The organism is Microbacterium longlingense (assembly GCF_058349825.2).
In genome coordinates this window covers 183290-199145 of sequence record NZ_JBYRJA020000001.1, presented here as the reverse complement: position 1 = coordinate 199145, position 15856 = coordinate 183290, and the positions used below count along the sequence as shown (strand labels likewise).

Sequence of the window (15856 nt, the reverse complement as noted above, 5' to 3'; positions counted from 1 at the left end):
GCCGCGTGCCGGACGGCTCAGAGCACCGAGGAGGCCTCGCTCAGCACACCGCGGAGGATCTGGCCGATCTCGCGGAACTCCGCCGGTCCGATGGTGAGCGGCGGAGCGAGCTGGATGACGGGGTCGCCCCGGTCGTCCGCGCGGCAGTACAGGCCGGCCTCGAACAATGCGGGGGAGAGGAATCCGCGCAGCAGGCGCTCGGATTCCGCCTCGTCGAACGTCTCGCGGGTGGTCTTGTCCTTGACCAGCTCGATGCCGAAGAAGTAGCCCTCGCCGCGCACGTCGCCGACGATCGGCAGGTCGAGAAGCGTCTCGAGCTCGGCGCGGAACAGCGGGGAGTTGGTCCGCACGTTCTCGTTCAGGCCCTCCTCCTCGAAGATGTCGAGGTTCTCCAGCGCGACCGCCGCAGCGACCGGGTGTCCGCCGAACGTGTAGCCGTGCGGGAACATCGCGTCGCCGCGGGAGAACGGCTCGTACACGCGATCGCTCACGATCGTCGCCCCCATCGGGGCGTATCCGCTCGTGATGCCCTTGGCGCACGTGATCATGTCCGGCTGGTAGCCCAGGCCAGCGCACGCGAACGTGTGACCGAGACGGCCGAACGCGCAGATGACCTCGTCGGAGACCAGCAGGACGTCATGGCGGTCACAGATCTCACGCACACGCTGGAAGTATCCGGGGGGCGGCGGGAAGCAGCCGCCCGAGTTCTGCACCGGTTCGAGGAACACCGCCGCGACGGTGTCTGCCCCCTCGAACAGGATCGCCTCTTCGATGCGGTCCGCGGCCCAGCGGCCGAACGCCTCGATGTCGTCGGTGGGGGCTCCGGCCTCCGCCGCGCGGTAGAAGTTCGTGTTGGGCACCCGGAATCCGCCCGGGGTGACCGGCTCGAACATCGACTTGAGCCCGGGCAGGCCGGTGATCGCCAGGGCGCCCTGCGGCGTGCCGTGATAGGCGAGCGAGCGGGAGATCACCTTGTGCTTGCCGGGCTGGCCCTGCAGCTTCCAATAGTTCTTGGCGAGCTTGAAGGCGGTCTCGACCGCCTCGCCGCCGCCGCTGGAGAAGAACACCCGGTTCAGGTCGCCGGGTGCGGCATCGGCGAGCCGGTCGGCCAGCTCGATCGCAGCCGGATGCGCGTACGACCACAGCGGGAAGAAGGCCAGCTCCTCCGCCTGTCGTGCGGCCGCTTCGGCGAGCCGGCGGCGCCCGTGCCCCGCGTTGACGACGAAGAGGCCGGCGAGGCCGTCGAAATACTGCTTGCCCTGGACGTCCCAGATGTGGTGACCATCGCCGCGGACGATGATGGGCACCCCGGACTCCGCCAGCGTCGACTGGCGGGTGAAGTGCATCCAGAGGTGGTCTTTGGCCTTCTGCTGCAGGGCCTTCTCGTCGTACGCGCGGGTGGTGGTGTCGGCGGATGCGGTTGTCATCGTGTTCCCCAGTTGTAGAACTGCTTGTGCAGCCGGGCGTATACGTAGGTCTCGGTGGAGTCCACGCCCGGGATGGCGCGGATGCGCCGGGTGAGCAGGTCGAGCAGGTGATCGTCGTCCTCGCAGACGACCTCCGCGAGGATGTCGTGTGCGCCGAGGACCACGACGAGGTAGTCCACCTCGGGCAGCGTCTCGAGCGCGTCGGCGACCGCGTGCACATCGCCCGACACCCGGATGCCGATCATCGCCTGCCGCCGGAACCCCAGCTGCATCGGGTCGGTCACCGCGACCACCTGCATGATCCCGGCTTCCGTCAGCCGCTGCACGCGCTGGCGCACGGCGGCCTCGCTGAGCCCCACGATCCGCCCGATCTCGGCGTACGGACGGCGTCCGTCCTCCTGCAGCAGCTCGATGATCCTCTTGGAGGTGTCATCGAGCAACGTGGAACGGCTCGGGGTGCTCATGTGCTGATTCTGACATCAGAACTCCGTATTGGCAACTGAATCCGTTGCCTTGTCCACATAACGCTTCGAATGTCGTCATTTCAGCGCTGCGCTCCGCCGCCGAGTCATCAGGATTCTCATGTGCTCAGCACCGGAGAATTCTGATGACTCGGCGGCCGGTCGCGGTCAGCGGCCGGCGTCCTCGATCGGCCCCAGCCAGGCGGCGGCAGCCGCGGCATGCGCCGACTCGGGGTCGGAGGGGTGGAAGAGCCCCGCCGCGACGTCGCGATACAGGCGCGACAGCTCCGCCGAGGAGAAGAACGACGAGCCGCCGGCGACCAGCAGTGCCTCGTCGACGATGCCCTTCGCGGCAGTTGCCGCGCGGTGCTTCACCCCGGAGAGCAGCGTGAACCAGCGTCCGCCGTGGTCGGCGCGGGTGTCCACATCCCGCGCGAGGGCGGCGATCTGCGGGGGGAGTGCGTCGTAGGCGATCGCCATGCCGGCCACGCGGCGACGGATGTCGGGGTCCTGTGCATAGGATGCCCCGGTGCGCTTGGACCTGCGGGTGTGCGCTGCCTCGACGGAGAGGTCGATCGCCCGCCGGGCGATGCCGGTGTAGACCGAGGCGAGCAGGATCTCGAACACCGCGAAGATCCCGAGGACCAGCGGGTCGGCGCTGGGGCCGGGCGGTATCCGCCGCACCACCCGGTCGGGGCGCGCGATCGCGCCGCGCAGCTGCGTCGTCCTGCTCTGCGTCGCCCGCATGCCCAGGGTGTCCCAGTCCGGCGCGGCGATGATGGTCTCGCCGGCCTCGTCGCGCTCGAAGAACGCGAACACCAGCCGCGGCTCGTCGTGCGCCGTGGTGTCGAGCCCGTGCACGCCCAGGCGCGTCCACGCGGGGGAGAGGGAGGTGAACACCTTGGTGCCTGTGAACGCATAGGAGCCGTCGCCCTGCGGTGCGGCCTCCGTGTCGCTTCCGAAGAGCACAAGGTCGTTGCCGGCCTCGCTGATGCCGAAGGCGAAGAGCTCGCCGCGCGCGGCCTCGTCGTGCACGAAGGAGAGGGAGTCGTCGCCCCGCGCGGTGAGGTAGGCGGCGACTCCGGTCCAGACCAGATGCATGTTGATCGCCAGCGCGGTCGCGGGGGCCGCTGCGGCCAGCCGCTGCTGCAGCACGGCGGCGTGACGGAGCCCCAGGCCGGCCCCGCCGTGCTCGGGGGGCACGAGGATGCGGAGATATCCCGCCTCGGTCAGCTCGGCGATGTCCTCGGCGGGGAAGGCGTTCTCGCGGTCGTATCCGGCGGCGCGGTCGTGGATGCGCGCGAGCAGCGCGTCGGGGAGGTGCTCTGCGGGGTCGAACGTCGTGCCGGTCATCGGGCTGCTCCGTCCGTGAGCTCACCGGGGAACCACTCGGCCAGGGCGTCGCGGAGCACCGCGATGGTCTCCTCCGGACGATCACGGTGCGGAGAGTGCGATGCGCCGTGCACCCGGGAGAGCGTCACGTGCGGGTTGGCCGCGACCTCTGCGGCGACCGGGTCGCTGATCAGCCCCCCGGTGGCGAGGTCGGCGGCGATGATCCGTGCCGGGACGCTGAGAGCGGCCACCTCCGGGCGGATGTCCCAGGGCGCATCGGCTGCCATCGTCCGGTCGATCGCCCACCGGCTGACCTCCTGGGAGGCGCGGACCTTGAGCTCGACGTCCTGCGGGTGCCAGGAGGGATGGGCGCTGCGCACCGTGGCGATGCTGGGGTCGCTCAGGCTTTCCTGCTGGGAGATCCGTACCGCGTCGATCATCCTCGGGCTCAGGCGGATCGCCGGGTCGACCGGCACGAGGTGGTGCGCCCATGCGGGGTCCGCCGATGCCGCCGACAGGCTCGTGGTGCCGCCCAGCGAGTGGCCGATCACGAGATCCCATGCGCCGCCGCCGACCGGACGGGTGTGCGCGAGGTCGTCGGTGTATGCCGCGAGCGAGTAGTCCAGCGCGCGCGGCGCGAGGCCGTGTCCGCGCAGATCGACCGCTGTCGCGTGCCATCCCGCGTCCGCGAGCGCTGTGCCGTAGCGCCACATCAGGGCGCCGTTTGATCCGAGTCCGTGAACGAGCAGGGCGCGGCGAGGGGAGGCCTCGTCACCCCAGGCGATGCGGGGGAGTGTCACTGGCATGCGCTCAGCCTAGGCGTGGTGGCCGGGTGCGGCGCGGCGACCGCTCAGGCGGGGATGTCGACCGGGGCGGTGTCCGGAGCGGGGCTCGCGTCGCGTCCGCGCAGATCCGGCAGGAAGCGCACGAAAGCCGCCGCGAGCAGCACGCCGGCAGCGGTCAGCGCCGTGGCGGTCACGAAGGCGCCGCTGGGGCCGGTGTGGTCGATCGCGAAGCCGGCGATGGCGGAGCCGATCGCCGCGCCGACGAGCTGACCGCTGTTGATCCAGCCGAACGCCTCCGCCGTCTGCGAGAACTTCACGCTCGCCGAGATGCTCGCCGTCAGCGCTGCCAGCGCGGGGGCGATGCCGACGCCGGCGAGGAAGAGCATCGCGCCGATCCAGAACTCGTTGAGCCAGAGCATCGCGAGCGCCGTGCCGACGAGCACCACGAACATCCGGCGCGCGAGTGCCCACGGTCCGATCGGGATGTGCCCGGAGCCGAGACCGCCGATCAGGCTGCCCAGCGCGCTCACGCCGATGATGAGGCCGGCGGCGAGGCCGCCCTCGCCGAACTCGGCGATCACGCCCACCTCGACCGCCGCGAAACCGCCGATGAGGAGCACACTGATGCCGGTGCCCAGCAGCACGGTCGGCTTGAGCACGACGCGGCCGAACCCGCCCTTGTTGCGCGGCAGCCGCACGCGGCCGATCTCGGGACTGAGGATGAACCACGCCCCGCCCAGGGTCTGCACGATCGCCACCATGAGGAGTCCCTGTACGGTGCCGATCTGCGTCGAGACGATGGTGATCGCCAGCGGGGAGGCGATCCAGATGATCTCCTGCATCGAGGCGTCCAGCGAGAACAGCGGGGTCAGCTGGCGGGCGTTGACGAGCTTGGGGTAGATCGTGCGCACGGCCGCCTGGATCGGCGGCATCGACAGGCCGGCGATCATGCCGAGTGCCATGTAACCGCCGATGGGCAGTACCAGCAGGGCCATGCTCGTCAGGGCGAGCACGCACACCACGAGGGTGAGGGTGAGCACGCGCCGCATGCCCCAGATGCCCATCCAGCGGCTGGTGACGGGGCCTGCGACGGCCTGGCCGACCGACGTGGCGGCAAGCACGACACCCGCCGATCCGTAGGACCCGGTGATGTGCTCGACGTGCATGAGCATGGCGAGGCTCGTCATGCCGTTGGGAAGCCGAGCGGTCACCTGAGCCGCGATGATTCGAGCCACTCCGGGGGTGCGCAGCAGTTCTCCATATCCGGCCACCAGGACACGTTAGTGCATGCCGTGGTAGCGGGGGCGAACGCGATCTGACGGGGGTGTGCTGGCGTCGCCGCGACACGCCGGGCCGGGTTATCCACGGGGAATCGGATGTCGGTGGCCCGGCCTATCGTCCGATCTGTGGAGGGGGTCGCTCTGGGGTCTGCGAGAGGCGCGGGATCTCGCGGTTCCCGACACCGGAAGGAGGGTGGCCCGTTGTGGATGAAACGGTGGATAACCTGTGGGCTCGCGGTGGAGAACGGTGGAAAATGACACGGATGTAACTACTATCCCTAGTGGTGGGACCCAACGTCCGTACCCATATGTAGTATTGAAGTCCCGGTGGAGCTCTACCCGGGGTTCACCGGTCTTGAGGGGAAAGAACATGCCGATCACGGTCTACACCAAGCCGTCGTGCGTCCAGTGCACGGCGACCTACCGCGCCCTCGACTCGAAGGGCATCGCCTACGAGATCCACGACCTGTCCGAGGACCCGACGGCCCTCGAAGAGGTCAAGGCGCTGGGCTACATGCAGGCGCCGGTCGTCGTCACCGACGGCGACCACTGGTCCGGCTTCCGTCCGGACAAGATCGACGAGCTCGCCTCGCGTCTCGCCTGATCCGAAGATCCACGAGCAGGGCCGCATCGCCGGCCCTGCTCGTCCAGGGTGAAGGGGTGGGATTCGTCCCGGGAGGTGACAGATGAGCGCCGTCGCCACGCAGGCGCCGCTGCTGGTGTACTTCTCCAGCGCTTCGGAGAACACCGCGCGCTTCATCGCGAAGCTGGGTCTTCCGGCGGCGCGCATCCCCCTGTTGCGCAGTGAGGGAGACCTCGTCGTCGACGATCCCTTCGTCCTGGTCACACCGACCTACGGCGGGGGCGTCGGCCGCGGTGCCGAGAAGGGCGCCGTGCCCAAGCAGGTCATCCGTTTCCTCAACGACGAACGCAACAGGCGCCTCATCCGCGGAGTCATCTCCGGCGGGAACACCAACTTCGGCGAGTCTTTCTGCCTCGCCGGCGAGATCATCAGCCGCAAGTGCAACGTGCCGCACTTGTATCGGTTCGAGCTGTTCGGCACGCAGGACGACGTCGATCGGGTGATCGAGGGATTGGAACGATGGTGGAAGCGGCAGTGACGCAGGCGGCGGACTTCAAGCACGACCCCGCGTACGAGGGGCTGGACTATCACGCGCTCAACGCGATGCTGAACCTCTACGACGCCGAGGGCAAGATCCAGTTCGGCGCCGACCGGCGCGCGGCGCGGGAGTATTTCCTGCAGCATGTCAACCAGAACACGGTCTTCTTCCACTCGCTCAAGGAGCGCTTGGACTACCTCGTGGAGAAGGAGTACTACGAGGCCGCGGTCATCGAGAAGTACCCCTTCGACTTCATTCAGCAGCTCAACGATCGCGCCTATGAGGCGAAGTTCCGCTTCGAGACGTTCCTCGGGGCGTTCAAGTACTACACCAGCTACACGCTCAAGACCTTCGACGGCAAGCGCTACCTGGAGCGCTTCGAGGATCGTGTCGTGATGACCGCGCTCACCCTCGCCGACGGCGACCACGGCCTCGCGATCGCCCTCGTCGACGAGATCATCGCCGGGCGCTTCCAGCCGGCCACCCCCACGTTCCTCAACGCGGGCAAGGCGCAGCGCGGCGAGCTCGTCAGCTGCTTCCTGCTGCGCATCGAGGACAACATGGAGTCGATCGCCCGCGGCATCAACTCCGCCCTCCAGCTCTCCAAGCGCGGCGGCGGCGTGGCCCTGCTGCTCAGCAACATCCGGGAGTCCGGTGCACCGATCAAGCAGATCGAGAACCAGTCCTCCGGCATCATCCCGGTGATGAAGCTCCTCGAAGACAGCTTCAGCTACGCCAACCAGCTCGGCGCGCGTCAGGGCGCCGGGGCGGTGTACCTCTCGGCGCACCACCCCGACATCATGCGCTTCCTCGACACCAAGCGTGAGAACGCCGATGAGAAGATCCGCATCAAGACGCTCTCGCTGGGCGTCGTCGTGCCGGACATCACCTTCGAGCTCGCGAAGAACGACGAGGACATGTACCTGTTCTCGCCGTACGACGTCGAGCGGGTGTACGGGGTGCCGTTCGGCGACATCTCGGTCACCGAGAAGTATCGCGAGATGGTCGACGACCCCCGCATCAAGAAGACCAAGATCAAAGCGCGCGACTTCTTCCAGACCCTCGCCGAGATCCAGTTCGAGTCCGGCTACCCGTACATCATGTTCGAGGACACCGTGAACCGGGCCAACCCGGTCAAGGGCCGCATCAACATGTCGAACCTGTGCAGTGAGATCCTCCAGGTCAACACCCCGACCACCTACAACGAGGACCTCTCCTACGCGGAGATCGGCAAGGACATCTCCTGCAACCTCGGGTCGATGAACATCGCCCTGGCCATGGACGCCGACGATCTCGGCCGGACGGTCGAGACCGCCATCCGTGCGCTGACCGCGGTGAGCGACCAGAGCCACATCGGCTCGGTGCGCTCGATCGAGGACGGCAACGACCGTTCGCACGCGATCGGCCTCGGCCAGATGAACCTGCACGGCTACCTCGCCCGCGAGCGCGTGTTCTACGGCTCTGACGAGGGCATCGACTTCACGAACATCTACTTCTACACGGTGCTGTTCCACGCGCTGCGGGCGTCGAACCGCCTCGCGATCGAGCGCGGCGTCGCCTTCGACGGCTTCGCGGACTCCACCTACGCCTCGGGTGAGTTCTTCGACAAGTACATCGAGCAGGAGTGGGTGCCGAAGACTGCGAAGGTCGCCGAGCTCTTCGCAGAGCACAGCATCCCCACCCGTGCGGACTGGATCGAGCTGAAAGATTCCATCCAGCAGCACGGCATCTACAACCAGAACCTGCAGGCCGTGCCCCCGACCGGTTCGATCTCGTACATCAACAACTCGACGAGCTCGATCCACCCGATCGCGTCGAAGATCGAGATCCGCAAGGAGGGCAAGATCGGCCGCGTGTACTACCCGGCGCCGTTCATGACGAACGACAACCTGGAGTACTACCAGGACGCGTACGAGGTCGGCTACGAGAAGGTCATCGACACGTACGCCGCTGCCACGCAGCACGTGGATCAGGGGCTGTCGCTGACGCTGTTCTTCAAGGACACCGCGACCACCCGCGACATCAACCGCGCCCAGATCTACGCGTGGCGCAAGGGCATCAAGACGATCTACTACATCCGTCTCCGCCAGATGGCGCTCGAAGGCACCGACATGACCGAGTGCGTCAGCTGCATGCTGTGACCCTTCGGATCGATGCGGGTTCGCCGCGTCGACGCGGATCGGCGCGGGAGGGCGAGCGACACCTCTGCCCTCCCGGCCGGCCCGGCCCCGAGACCGACATCACGACCAAGGACTGACGACATGACCCCCTCCGAGAAGCTCCCGCTGCTCAGCCACGTCGAGGCGATCAACTGGAACCGCATCCAGGATGACAAGGACCTCGAGGTCTGGAACCGCCTCACCGGCAACTTCTGGCTGCCTGAGAAGGTGCCGCTGTCCAACGACATCCAGTCGTGGGCGACGCTCTCCGAGCAGGAGAAGACCACCACGATGCGCGTGTTCACGGGGCTGACCCTCCTGGACACCATCCAGGGCACGGTGGGTGCTGTCTCGTTGATCCCGGATGCGGTGACGCCCCACGAGGAAGCGGTGTACACCAACATCGCCTTCATGGAGTCTGTGCACGCGAAGAGCTACTCGTCGATCTTCTCGACGCTGTGCTCGACCCCGGAAATCGACGACGCGTTCCGGTGGTCGGTGGAGAACGAGAACCTTCAGAAGAAGGCGCATATCGTCATGGACTACTACCGCGGCGACGAGCCCCTCAAGCGCAAGGTGGCCTCGACTCTGCTGGAGTCCTTCCTGTTCTACTCGGGCTTCTATCTGCCGCTGTACTGGTCGAGCAAGGCGAAGCTCACGAACACCGCCGACATCATCCGCCTCATCATCCGCGACGAGGCTGTGCACGGCTACTACATCGGCTACAAGTTCCAGAAGGGCCTCGAGCAGCTGGGCCAGGCGGAACGCGATGAGCTGAAGGACTACACGTTCTCGCTGCTCTACGAGCTCTACGACAACGAGGTGCAGTACACCCAGGATCTCTACGACGGCATCGGGCTGACCGAGGACGTCAAGAAGTTCCTGCACTACAACGCCAACAAGGCGCTGATGAATCTGGGCTACGAGGCGATGTTCCCGTCGACGGTCACGAACGTGAACCCCGCGATCCTGTCTGCTCTCTCCCCGAACGCCGACGAGAACCACGACTTCTTCTCCGGCTCCGGCTCCTCGTACGTCATCGGCAAGGCCGTTGCCACCGAAGACGAGGACTGGGACTTCTGACGCGGGACTATCTCGGTAACGGTGTTCCCAGCGGTTTTCATCTCGTAGGTTTCCGCCGTCTTCGATGAGCCGAATCTCCTGTCGGCCGCGAGCTCGAGCAGATCCGTCAGGACCTCGGCCCACAACGTGGGGAATTTCTAGCACTCGATCCCGGAGATCTTCGACTCGAAGACCCGGACTGACATCATCCTGGCGCGCGAGTCGTTCTGGAAGAACGCTCTGGACAGCCGTGCGGACGGGATGAATTGGAGATGACCTGGCTCAGAGGGTCTGGACGCCAGATGCTGTCCGGTTGACTCTTTCGGAGAGAGCAGAAGAGGGCCCCGGCATCCGAGGCCCTCTTCTTCAGGATGATCGTGATCAGCCCCGCCTGCCGAGCTGACGTTGCCGCCGCGATGCGGCGGCCAAGCCGACCGTCAAGATCACGAACGCGATGGTCGTGATTGTTCCGGACGACGACAACGCCGACCCCTGTGATGTTCCCAGCCCGACCATGAAGCTCGCGATCACGAGACCGACGCCGATCCCGATGCCGAGGACGCCGATGACGATGCCGACGCTGGTGAAACGGTTATCGGCGGACATGAGAGTGACCTCTTCTCCTTACTGAGCCCAGCAGCTGGGGGGAACCACGCCGGCAACTCCACCGTTGAGGTAGATGGCGTTGACGCTACTGGTGTCCTTACAGATGTTCAAGAACGCCACCCCGATTCCGAGGACCCCGGCGACGACCCCGACAACGGCGGCAGCCGGAAGCCCAGCCACGGTGAGAGCAGAGGCTGCGGCGTAGGTTCCGCCGCCGGCGGCGGCCAGAGTGATGCCGTTGATCAGTGCCTGCGTGTTGCATGAGTCCATTGCCGTCTGTGGACCGAACCAGTAGTACCCGGTGAAGCCGTTCTTGCCGCGGCATGCCGCGAGGGCCATGGCGCCCGCCTCGGTGCCCTTGGCGACGTCGGCCGCCGACGAAGTCTCGGTCGGCGCGAGCGTCCCGCCCGCTTCGACGAAGGACGCCGCGTACTCCTGAGTAGCGGTGGCATCAGCCCCGGTCGCTCCGCGCTAGTCTGCGGCGGCGGCCGACTTTCCGCCCAGTCGGACGGCCGGCGCGTCGGCCTCGTTCCAGCGGAACAGCACCAAGTGCCAGAGCCCCGGGCTCTTGCGCGAGGGGTCGATCAACCCGTTCGCGCCGAGCTCGAGGAGATGGTCGCGCACCGCCCACGACGATGGTGTTCCTCCGGCGGCGGCGATGTCCTGCCAGGGAGCGACCGCGTGGGCGAGGTCGATGCCGGCCGCCCCCAGCGCGCTCGCATCCCGCAGGTCAACGATGCCGGACGCTTCGACGTCGATCTCGACGATCTCGAGCGTCGCCGACCGGGCGTCCTGGTGAGCGATCATGGCGGCTTCGACACCGTCGACCGATGAGCTCAGATAGAGCGTCGGTTCATGCGCCCTGGAGTAACGGCCTGCCGAACGTGATCCTGCGATCGCGAACTCGCGGAAGTTCGGATCAATGGCGCGATAGAACGTCCCTCGAACCGCGGGCGCGAAGGTCGAGTCGATGCTTGTCACGATGCGAGCATCTCACCCTGCGTGGGTCCTGCGATGCAAAGCGGAACTCAATCAACGGGTGGGGATACCTGCTCATCGCTGGCGTGCTCGTCGGCGCCGGACTCCCCGCATGCTCTGTCGTGCTGAATCGCCGCGCCTTCCGTGTCGTCGGTGCCGCTGAATCCGGAGCTGCTTCCGGATTCACGAACACCGACACCACCCTCGGCGCAGCCACCGTCGGAGCGCTCGCAATGCGCGGCGCAGCGCTCATGCGTCACGGCGGGGCCTCAGCGGTTTTCGTCATCATCGCCATGCTGATCCTCGTACTCGCGCTCCAACCGGCCACCCGGGCCCGCCGCTGACTTCCGTATGTCGGGAGGCGTCGTACCTTCTCGACATGGAGAACGACTCAACGCCCCCGCACGACGAAGGCCGGCAGGCGACGCGCGATGAACATGTTCCCGGATTTCGACCGGCTCGGCGGTATCGGTGACCTCACAGAGGTCATCAGCGCCCTGTTCGCATTTGCTCTCGCCATCGCTGTGTTGATGTTGATCGTGCCCGGGATCATCTGGGTTGTCGTCTGCGTGCGCCGCAACGGTGCCACAGCGCCCAGAGGACGAGCGCGGGGGAGGGGGCGCTGGCCGGGGTGTCAGTGCTCGTCGTCGTGGTCGTGCATCAGGGCCAGAAGCCGCGCGAGGACACGCTGCCGGTTCTCACCGTGTGCGGGCGCGAGGTCGAGCGCGTCTGCGAGCCAGAGGCCGTCGACGGCGAACCGGATGGTCGTGGCGACGCCGGCCGCCACACCGTCATTGTCGAGGCGGTGCTGCCAGCGCCGATAACGGTCACGCAGCGTTTCGAGCGCACGGGGGCTGACGACAGTCGCTGCGAGCAGCGCGATCACGGGCTGGGAGGCGGGCTCGCCGCCCTGCTGCTCCGCTGAGCGCAGATAAGCCCGTGTCGCCGCTCCCGGCTCATCACCGGCCGTGGCGATCAAGGCGTCGAACGACGCGACGTACCGGGCGATCAGCCCCTCGATGAGCAGCTCCTTGGACGCGAAATGGTAGAACAGACCGCCCTTGCTGACTCCGGCTTCGCGGGCGACGGCGGCGATCGTCACCGCATCCCCACCCTCGCGCGCCAGCACGCGCGCGGTCGCATCCAGGACGCGGTCGCGCGTGGAGCGTGCTCGATCGGCCACGGCCATCACCTCCACGCTCTGATGTTCCTCCATGCTCTGACGTTCCTCACTGTACCGGACGTTCGGTTCTAAACCGGACGTCCGGTACAGTAGCCTCATGCGCATGTCCTGGTGGTTTCTCTTCGGCGCGATCGGCGCCGAGGTTCTTGCGACGACGTCCCTGCGCTCCGCGACGCGGGTCGAGGCGTCGTGGGTGTGGTGGCTCGCCGCGATCGGCGGCTACCTCGCCGCGTTCGGTCTGTTCTCCGCCGCGCTCTCGAGCGGGGCTCCGCTGGCGGCGGCCTACGCCACCTGGTCGGGGGTTGGAGTCGCCTTGACCGCCGTGGTTGCGTGGCTGATCTTCGACGAGCGCCTCACGCCGGGCGCTGTCGCGGGGATCGTGCTCATCGTGGTCGGCGTCGTGCTCATCGAATGGTGCGGCCAGGCATCGGGAGGAACGAATTGAGAGTCCGCAAAGCCTTTCTGGTCACGACGGACCTCGGCCTCGTTGTCTATTGGGTGCTTGCCGCACTCGGCGTCATCTCCGTCGGCGACGGTGCGTGGATCAACGCGTGGAACTGGTCGTTCCTGCCGCTCGATCTCTGGGCGATCATCGCCGGCCTGATGTGGTCGCTCCTGCCGAAGCAGCACCGGTGGGCGACGCCGATGTACGCGACCGCTCTCGCGTTCACCCACGCAGCGGGACTGATGGCGATCAGCTTCTTCGTCCTCTACGGCACCTGGGATGCCTCCTGGTGGGCGGTCAACCTCTGGCTCGCGCTCATGCCCATCGGCCTCGGGCTCGCGTCGGTGCGAAAGCGAGCGGATCAGCAGGTCGCCGAGTGAGCGGAGCCGGCGTCACGCGGAGCCGTGCCCGCCGTGTGGTCTCGACATCACTGCGCTAGATCACGGCAGCGAGGGCGAGCACGTCGTTGACGGCGGAGGCAACGCGTGCGGCAGGAATGCGCAACGCGCTCTCGCCGACCGTCGACTCAAACCAGGAACGTTGCGGGTCGGCCGCCGCGCGGATGCGCAGCGTGAGGCCGAGGCCGCCGCGCGTCATCACCCGCTCGTGGGCGCGTCGCGCTGCCTCGGCCGGCACGGGGAGATGGACGTGGAACATGGCAGCCTGCGGCACAGCGGGCTGCACCGTGGCGACGGTCGTGCGCTGGATCTCTGCCGCGATCGCGCGTGTATGCGCCACGAGATCCGGCATGAGCGGCAGCGTCCGGTGGAGCCCGTCCAGCGCGAGAAGCGCCAAAGGCCACGCCTCGTCGATCGTCCCGCCCATCCGGTGTCGCCAGCGGCGAGCCGTGTCGACGAATTCCGTGCTGCCCGCGAGCACAGCTCCACGCGGTGCGCCGAGGTCTTTGTACAGGGAGACGTACACGGAGTCGAAGCAACCACTGACGTCGGCGAGGGGCTGGCCGTAGAACGGGCCGACCTGCCACAGCCGGGCGCCATCAAGATGGGTGGCGACACCGGCACGAGCGGCGAGGGAGATCTGCTGGCGAAGGTCGTCACCGTCAGGAAGTTGGCCCCCGAGATCCCGCTGGGGGAGTTCCCACAGGACCGATGACACATCGTCCGCCGTGATGGCCGGCTCGAGATCGCTCCCGTGGAGAAGGCGGTGCGGGTCGCCCACGTGACGGATCTGCAGCCGGTGAAGTGTCGCGTAATTGGCGTCCTCCCAGCCGGAGAGGTGATTGGCCGGGTGCGCGAGCGTCACTCTCCTGCTTCGGCTGCGTCGATCGGCATGGATACGGAGGGCGATCTGCTGCGCCATCTTTCCTGTCGGCATCAGCACAGCGGCCTCGTGCCCCACGAGCGCTGCGACCTCGGTCTCCAGGAGTCGCGTCGCTGCGATCTGATCCGTGGCGGCCTCCGGGTAGAGCTCCCCGGCCCTGGTCAGTCGTTCGATCTCGATCGCCGGCGCTCGCAACGATGCGTCGTGGACGGAGAGGACTCGCGGCGGCGTCACTGCTATAGGCTCCATGAACAGTAACGTTAAGGAGTCGTCGTGAACCAGTTCAACAGTGACGTGCTGCAGCGACTCGACGTCGCTGTCGCCCTCGTCAACGCCTGGCATCACGGGGATCTCGAACGCGGGCCGCGCACGGTCTTCGAGGACCACGGGTACCGCGCGCCGACCACGCCGGCGGAGTGGGCGGCTGTCCCCCCGATGGCCGAGCGCCTCTCGGTCGTGCTCGCCGCGATCGCCGAGCGTGATGACCCCGCCGCCATCGCGTTGATCAATGCTCGCCTGAGGAGTCTGGCGGTGACACCGCAGATCGAGCAGCGAGAGGGCAGGCGGCTGCTGCACTTCCACGCTGCCGAGGCGCCGTTCGCCGATGGCTGGGAGGCGGGGATCTCAGCCGCGCTCGCGATCGCCTACAGCACCGACCACGCCGACCGGATCGGGACGTGCGGTGCCCCGGGCTGCCGCCGCCACTTCGTGGATCACGGCCGTAACAAGCAGAGACGCTTCTGCAGCATGCCCTGCCAGAACCGGGTCAAGTCGACCGCGTACCGGCGGCGAAGGAGCGATCGTTAGCGCGCCCGGCCCGGGTGCGACCATTGGGCCGCGGCGTGGCGGGGGGTGCGTCGGTACGCCTGGCCGCTCTCCTTCCTCATCTGGGTGGGCTTGTTCGTCGTCCTGTTCCGGATCCGGCCCGTGCTGGCCGGGTCGCTCGGGGACGCGACGGTCGACAGAACCTGCCGGAGCGCGCGGGGCGGCGGGATCTTGTGCACCGAGTCGTCCTGGACCTTCGGCGCCGCCGTCCGGGACTCGCATCCGCTGCTGACCGGATTCCTCGGGGTGCCGTCTCCTGTGCTGGGAGCGGTGTTCATCGCCGGAGTCGTGCTGTGGCTGTTCGCGGTCGGCGTCACGCGAGCCAGAAGGGCTGCGCATCCGGCAGCGGAGCCGGGGGAAGAGCGGGCGGTGTCCTCCGCGGGCTGAGGGGTGCCCTGAGACGATGCGTCGTCCAGCGCATCGCGGTCCGGTGCATCCGACATGCCCGGCGGGGCGTGCCATCAACGCGCGGAGGTCAGTTCGCCTTCTTCACCACGCTGGACTTGAGCTGCATCTTGCCGAAACCCGGTACGCGCGCATCGATGTCGTGTCCGTTGCCGCTGTCGGTCACCAGTCGGATACCGGTCACCTTCGTCCCGACCTTGATCGTGCCGCCGCCTCCGCCGGAGATCTTGACGCTCTTCACGAGGGTCACGGTGTCACCGTCGGCGAGCAGGTTTCCGACCGCGTCGCGGATGCCGTCGTCCTCCGTCGCGGCGGCATCGGCGCCGTCCGTCTCGGCCGACCACTCGTGCCCGCACATCGGGCACACCAGCAACCCGCCCTGCGGGTAGGCGTACTCGCTCGCGCACGCGGGGCAGGGCGGCAGCTGCTCGTCGGTCATCGTTCTCCGTTCAGGGCGTCTGGATGGTCCATCGTCTCATGTCCGTGCGCGGAGGCCGGCCGGGATC

20 protein-coding genes and 1 pseudogene are annotated in these 15856 nt (G+C 67.5%); 10 read left to right on the top strand and 11 right to left on the bottom strand.

The annotated features are described in order from the left end of the window. Positions 1-17: 17 nt before the first annotated feature. The 5 genes from AC3RXY_RS00920 to AC3RXY_RS00900 form a co-directional block, all read right to left on the bottom strand. Positions 18-1427: an aspartate aminotransferase family protein gene (locus AC3RXY_RS00920; protein WP_491508998.1), complete on the bottom strand. Its 1410-nt coding sequence runs from the start codon at positions 1425-1427 to the stop codon at positions 18-20. Beyond that, positions 1424-1891 (bottom strand): Lrp/AsnC family transcriptional regulator, encoded by a 468-nt coding sequence (locus AC3RXY_RS00915; RefSeq protein WP_491508997.1) that lies wholly within the window; start codon positions 1889-1891, stop codon positions 1424-1426. Before AC3RXY_RS00915 ends, AC3RXY_RS00920 begins: the two co-directional genes overlap by 4 nt. A gap of 165 nt (positions 1892-2056) precedes the next feature. Further along, positions 2057-3241, bottom strand: a complete 1185-nt coding sequence (locus tag AC3RXY_RS00910; protein ID WP_491508996.1) for an acyl-CoA dehydrogenase family protein — start codon at positions 3239-3241, stop codon at positions 2057-2059. Then, the gene (locus AC3RXY_RS00905; RefSeq protein WP_491508995.1) at positions 3238-4026 is read right to left on the bottom strand and encodes an alpha/beta fold hydrolase; all 789 of its coding nucleotides are present in this window, start codon (positions 4024-4026) and stop codon (positions 3238-3240) included. The genes AC3RXY_RS00910 and AC3RXY_RS00905 overlap by 4 nt, the downstream gene beginning before the upstream one ends. A gap of 44 nt (positions 4027-4070) precedes the next feature. Next, complete coding sequence (locus AC3RXY_RS00900; protein ID WP_491508994.1) at positions 4071-5276, bottom strand: MFS transporter; 1206 nt, start codon at positions 5274-5276, stop codon at positions 4071-4073. A 379-nt stretch (positions 5277-5655) separates the two neighbouring features. On the opposite strand from AC3RXY_RS00900, the gene nrdH reads away from it, so the two are divergent. The 4 genes from nrdH to nrdF all read left to right on the top strand — a co-directional run bounded on the left by nrdH (position 5656) and on the right by nrdF (position 9648). Further along, positions 5656-5889, top strand: coding sequence for a glutaredoxin-like protein NrdH (gene nrdH / locus AC3RXY_RS00895; RefSeq protein ID WP_491508993.1), 234 nt, complete (start codon positions 5656-5658; stop codon positions 5887-5889). Between the two features lie 82 nt (positions 5890-5971). Next, positions 5972-6406, top strand: a complete 435-nt coding sequence (gene nrdI, locus AC3RXY_RS00890) for a class Ib ribonucleoside-diphosphate reductase assembly flavoprotein NrdI (RefSeq protein ID WP_491508992.1) — start codon at positions 5972-5974, stop codon at positions 6404-6406. Beyond that, positions 6388-8547 (top strand): class 1b ribonucleoside-diphosphate reductase subunit alpha, encoded by a 2160-nt coding sequence (nrdE, locus tag AC3RXY_RS00885; protein WP_491508991.1) that lies wholly within the window; start codon positions 6388-6390, stop codon positions 8545-8547. Before nrdI ends, nrdE begins: the two co-directional genes overlap by 19 nt. Positions 8548-8667: 120 nt before the next feature. Next, positions 8668-9648 (top strand): class 1b ribonucleoside-diphosphate reductase subunit beta, encoded by a 981-nt coding sequence (gene nrdF / locus AC3RXY_RS00880; protein ID WP_491508990.1) that lies wholly within the window; start codon positions 8668-8670, stop codon positions 9646-9648. Between the two features lie 360 nt (positions 9649-10008). On the opposite strand, the gene AC3RXY_RS00875 is transcribed toward nrdF, so the two are convergent. The 3 genes from AC3RXY_RS00875 to AC3RXY_RS00865 all read right to left on the bottom strand — a co-directional run bounded on the left by AC3RXY_RS00875 (position 10009) and on the right by AC3RXY_RS00865 (position 11214). Further along, complete coding sequence (locus AC3RXY_RS00875) at positions 10009-10233, bottom strand: hypothetical protein (RefSeq protein WP_491508989.1); 225 nt, start codon at positions 10231-10233, stop codon at positions 10009-10011. 18 nt (positions 10234-10251) lie between these two features. After that, entirely contained in the window at positions 10252-10572 is a 321-nt protein-coding gene (locus AC3RXY_RS00870; RefSeq protein ID WP_491508988.1) for a hypothetical protein, read from the bottom strand. A 132-nt stretch (positions 10573-10704) separates the two neighbouring features. Beyond that, entirely contained in the window at positions 10705-11214 is a 510-nt protein-coding gene (locus AC3RXY_RS00865; RefSeq protein WP_491508987.1) for an RES family NAD+ phosphorylase, read from the bottom strand. A 119-nt stretch (positions 11215-11333) separates the two neighbouring features. Between AC3RXY_RS00865 and AC3RXY_RS00860 the strand changes: the two genes are divergently transcribed. Both AC3RXY_RS00860 and AC3RXY_RS00855 read left to right on the top strand, forming a co-directional pair. Then, on the top strand, positions 11334-11555 hold the full coding sequence (locus AC3RXY_RS00860; RefSeq protein ID WP_491508986.1) for a hypothetical protein: 222 nt from the start codon (positions 11334-11336) through the stop codon (positions 11553-11555). Between the two features lie 87 nt (positions 11556-11642). Next, a pseudogene (locus AC3RXY_RS00855) lies at positions 11643-11807 on the top strand (DUF6112 family protein); the annotation flags it as partial. Between the two features lie 38 nt (positions 11808-11845). Here AC3RXY_RS00855 and AC3RXY_RS00850 read toward each other — a convergent pair. Further along, positions 11846-12427 (bottom strand): TetR/AcrR family transcriptional regulator, encoded by a 582-nt coding sequence (locus AC3RXY_RS00850; RefSeq protein WP_491508985.1) that lies wholly within the window; start codon positions 12425-12427, stop codon positions 11846-11848. A 16-nt stretch (positions 12428-12443) separates the two neighbouring features. On the opposite strand from AC3RXY_RS00850, the gene AC3RXY_RS00845 reads away from it, so the two are divergent. Continuing rightward, entirely contained in the window at positions 12444-12839 is a 396-nt protein-coding gene (locus AC3RXY_RS00845) for a DMT family transporter (RefSeq protein WP_491509393.1), read from the top strand. Next, entirely contained in the window at positions 12836-13219 is a 384-nt protein-coding gene (locus tag AC3RXY_RS00840) for a DUF5360 family protein (RefSeq protein ID WP_491508984.1), read from the top strand. The genes AC3RXY_RS00845 and AC3RXY_RS00840 overlap by 4 nt, the downstream gene beginning before the upstream one ends. A 55-nt stretch (positions 13220-13274) precedes the next feature. Here AC3RXY_RS00840 and AC3RXY_RS00835 read toward each other — a convergent pair whose 3' ends face one another. Then, the gene (locus AC3RXY_RS00835) at positions 13275-14354 is read right to left on the bottom strand and encodes a threonine aldolase family protein (protein WP_491508983.1); all 1080 of its coding nucleotides are present in this window, start codon (positions 14352-14354) and stop codon (positions 13275-13277) included. 39 nt (positions 14355-14393) lie between these two features. On the opposite strand from AC3RXY_RS00835, the gene AC3RXY_RS00830 reads away from it, so the two are divergent. Then, a complete protein-coding gene (locus AC3RXY_RS00830; protein ID WP_491508982.1) occupies positions 14394-14927 on the top strand; it encodes a CGNR zinc finger domain-containing protein in 534 nt (177 codons plus the stop codon). A gap of 45 nt (positions 14928-14972) precedes the next feature. After that, the gene (locus AC3RXY_RS00825; protein ID WP_491508981.1) at positions 14973-15332 is read left to right on the top strand and encodes a hypothetical protein; all 360 of its coding nucleotides are present in this window, start codon (positions 14973-14975) and stop codon (positions 15330-15332) included. An 88-nt stretch (positions 15333-15420) separates the two neighbouring features. On the opposite strand, the gene AC3RXY_RS00820 is transcribed toward AC3RXY_RS00825, so the two are convergent. Beyond that, entirely contained in the window at positions 15421-15789 is a 369-nt protein-coding gene (locus AC3RXY_RS00820; RefSeq protein ID WP_491508980.1) for a zinc ribbon domain-containing protein YjdM, read from the bottom strand. Positions 15790-15856: the final 67 nt, after the last annotated feature.

Coding starts and splice junctions, on each gene's coding strand:
- AC3RXY_RS00920 (WP_491508998.1), bottom strand. CDS start 1,427: ATGACAACCGCATCCGCCGACACCACCACCCGCGCGTACGACGAGAAG.
- AC3RXY_RS00915 (WP_491508997.1), bottom strand. CDS start 1,891: ATGAGCACCCCGAGCCGTTCCACGTTGCTCGATGACACCTCCAAGAGG.
- AC3RXY_RS00910 (WP_491508996.1), bottom strand. CDS start 3,241: ATGACCGGCACGACGTTCGACCCCGCAGAGCACCTCCCCGACGCGCTG.
- AC3RXY_RS00905 (WP_491508995.1), bottom strand. CDS start 4,026: ATGCCAGTGACACTCCCCCGCATCGCCTGGGGTGACGAGGCCTCCCCT.
- nrdH (WP_491508993.1), top strand. CDS start 5,656: ATGCCGATCACGGTCTACACCAAGCCGTCGTGCGTCCAGTGCACGGCG.
- nrdI (WP_491508992.1), top strand. CDS start 5,972: ATGAGCGCCGTCGCCACGCAGGCGCCGCTGCTGGTGTACTTCTCCAGC.
- nrdE (WP_491508991.1), top strand. CDS start 6,388: ATGGTGGAAGCGGCAGTGACGCAGGCGGCGGACTTCAAGCACGACCCC.
- nrdF (WP_491508990.1), top strand. CDS start 8,668: ATGACCCCCTCCGAGAAGCTCCCGCTGCTCAGCCACGTCGAGGCGATC.
- AC3RXY_RS00875 (WP_491508989.1), bottom strand. CDS start 10,233: ATGTCCGCCGATAACCGTTTCACCAGCGTCGGCATCGTCATCGGCGTC.
- AC3RXY_RS00870 (WP_491508988.1), bottom strand. CDS start 10,572: ATGGCCCTCGCGGCATGCCGCGGCAAGAACGGCTTCACCGGGTACTAC.
- AC3RXY_RS00850 (WP_491508985.1), bottom strand. CDS start 12,427: ATGGAGGAACATCAGAGCGTGGAGGTGATGGCCGTGGCCGATCGAGCA.
- AC3RXY_RS00820 (WP_491508980.1), bottom strand. CDS start 15,789: ATGACCGACGAGCAGCTGCCGCCCTGCCCCGCGTGCGCGAGCGAGTAC.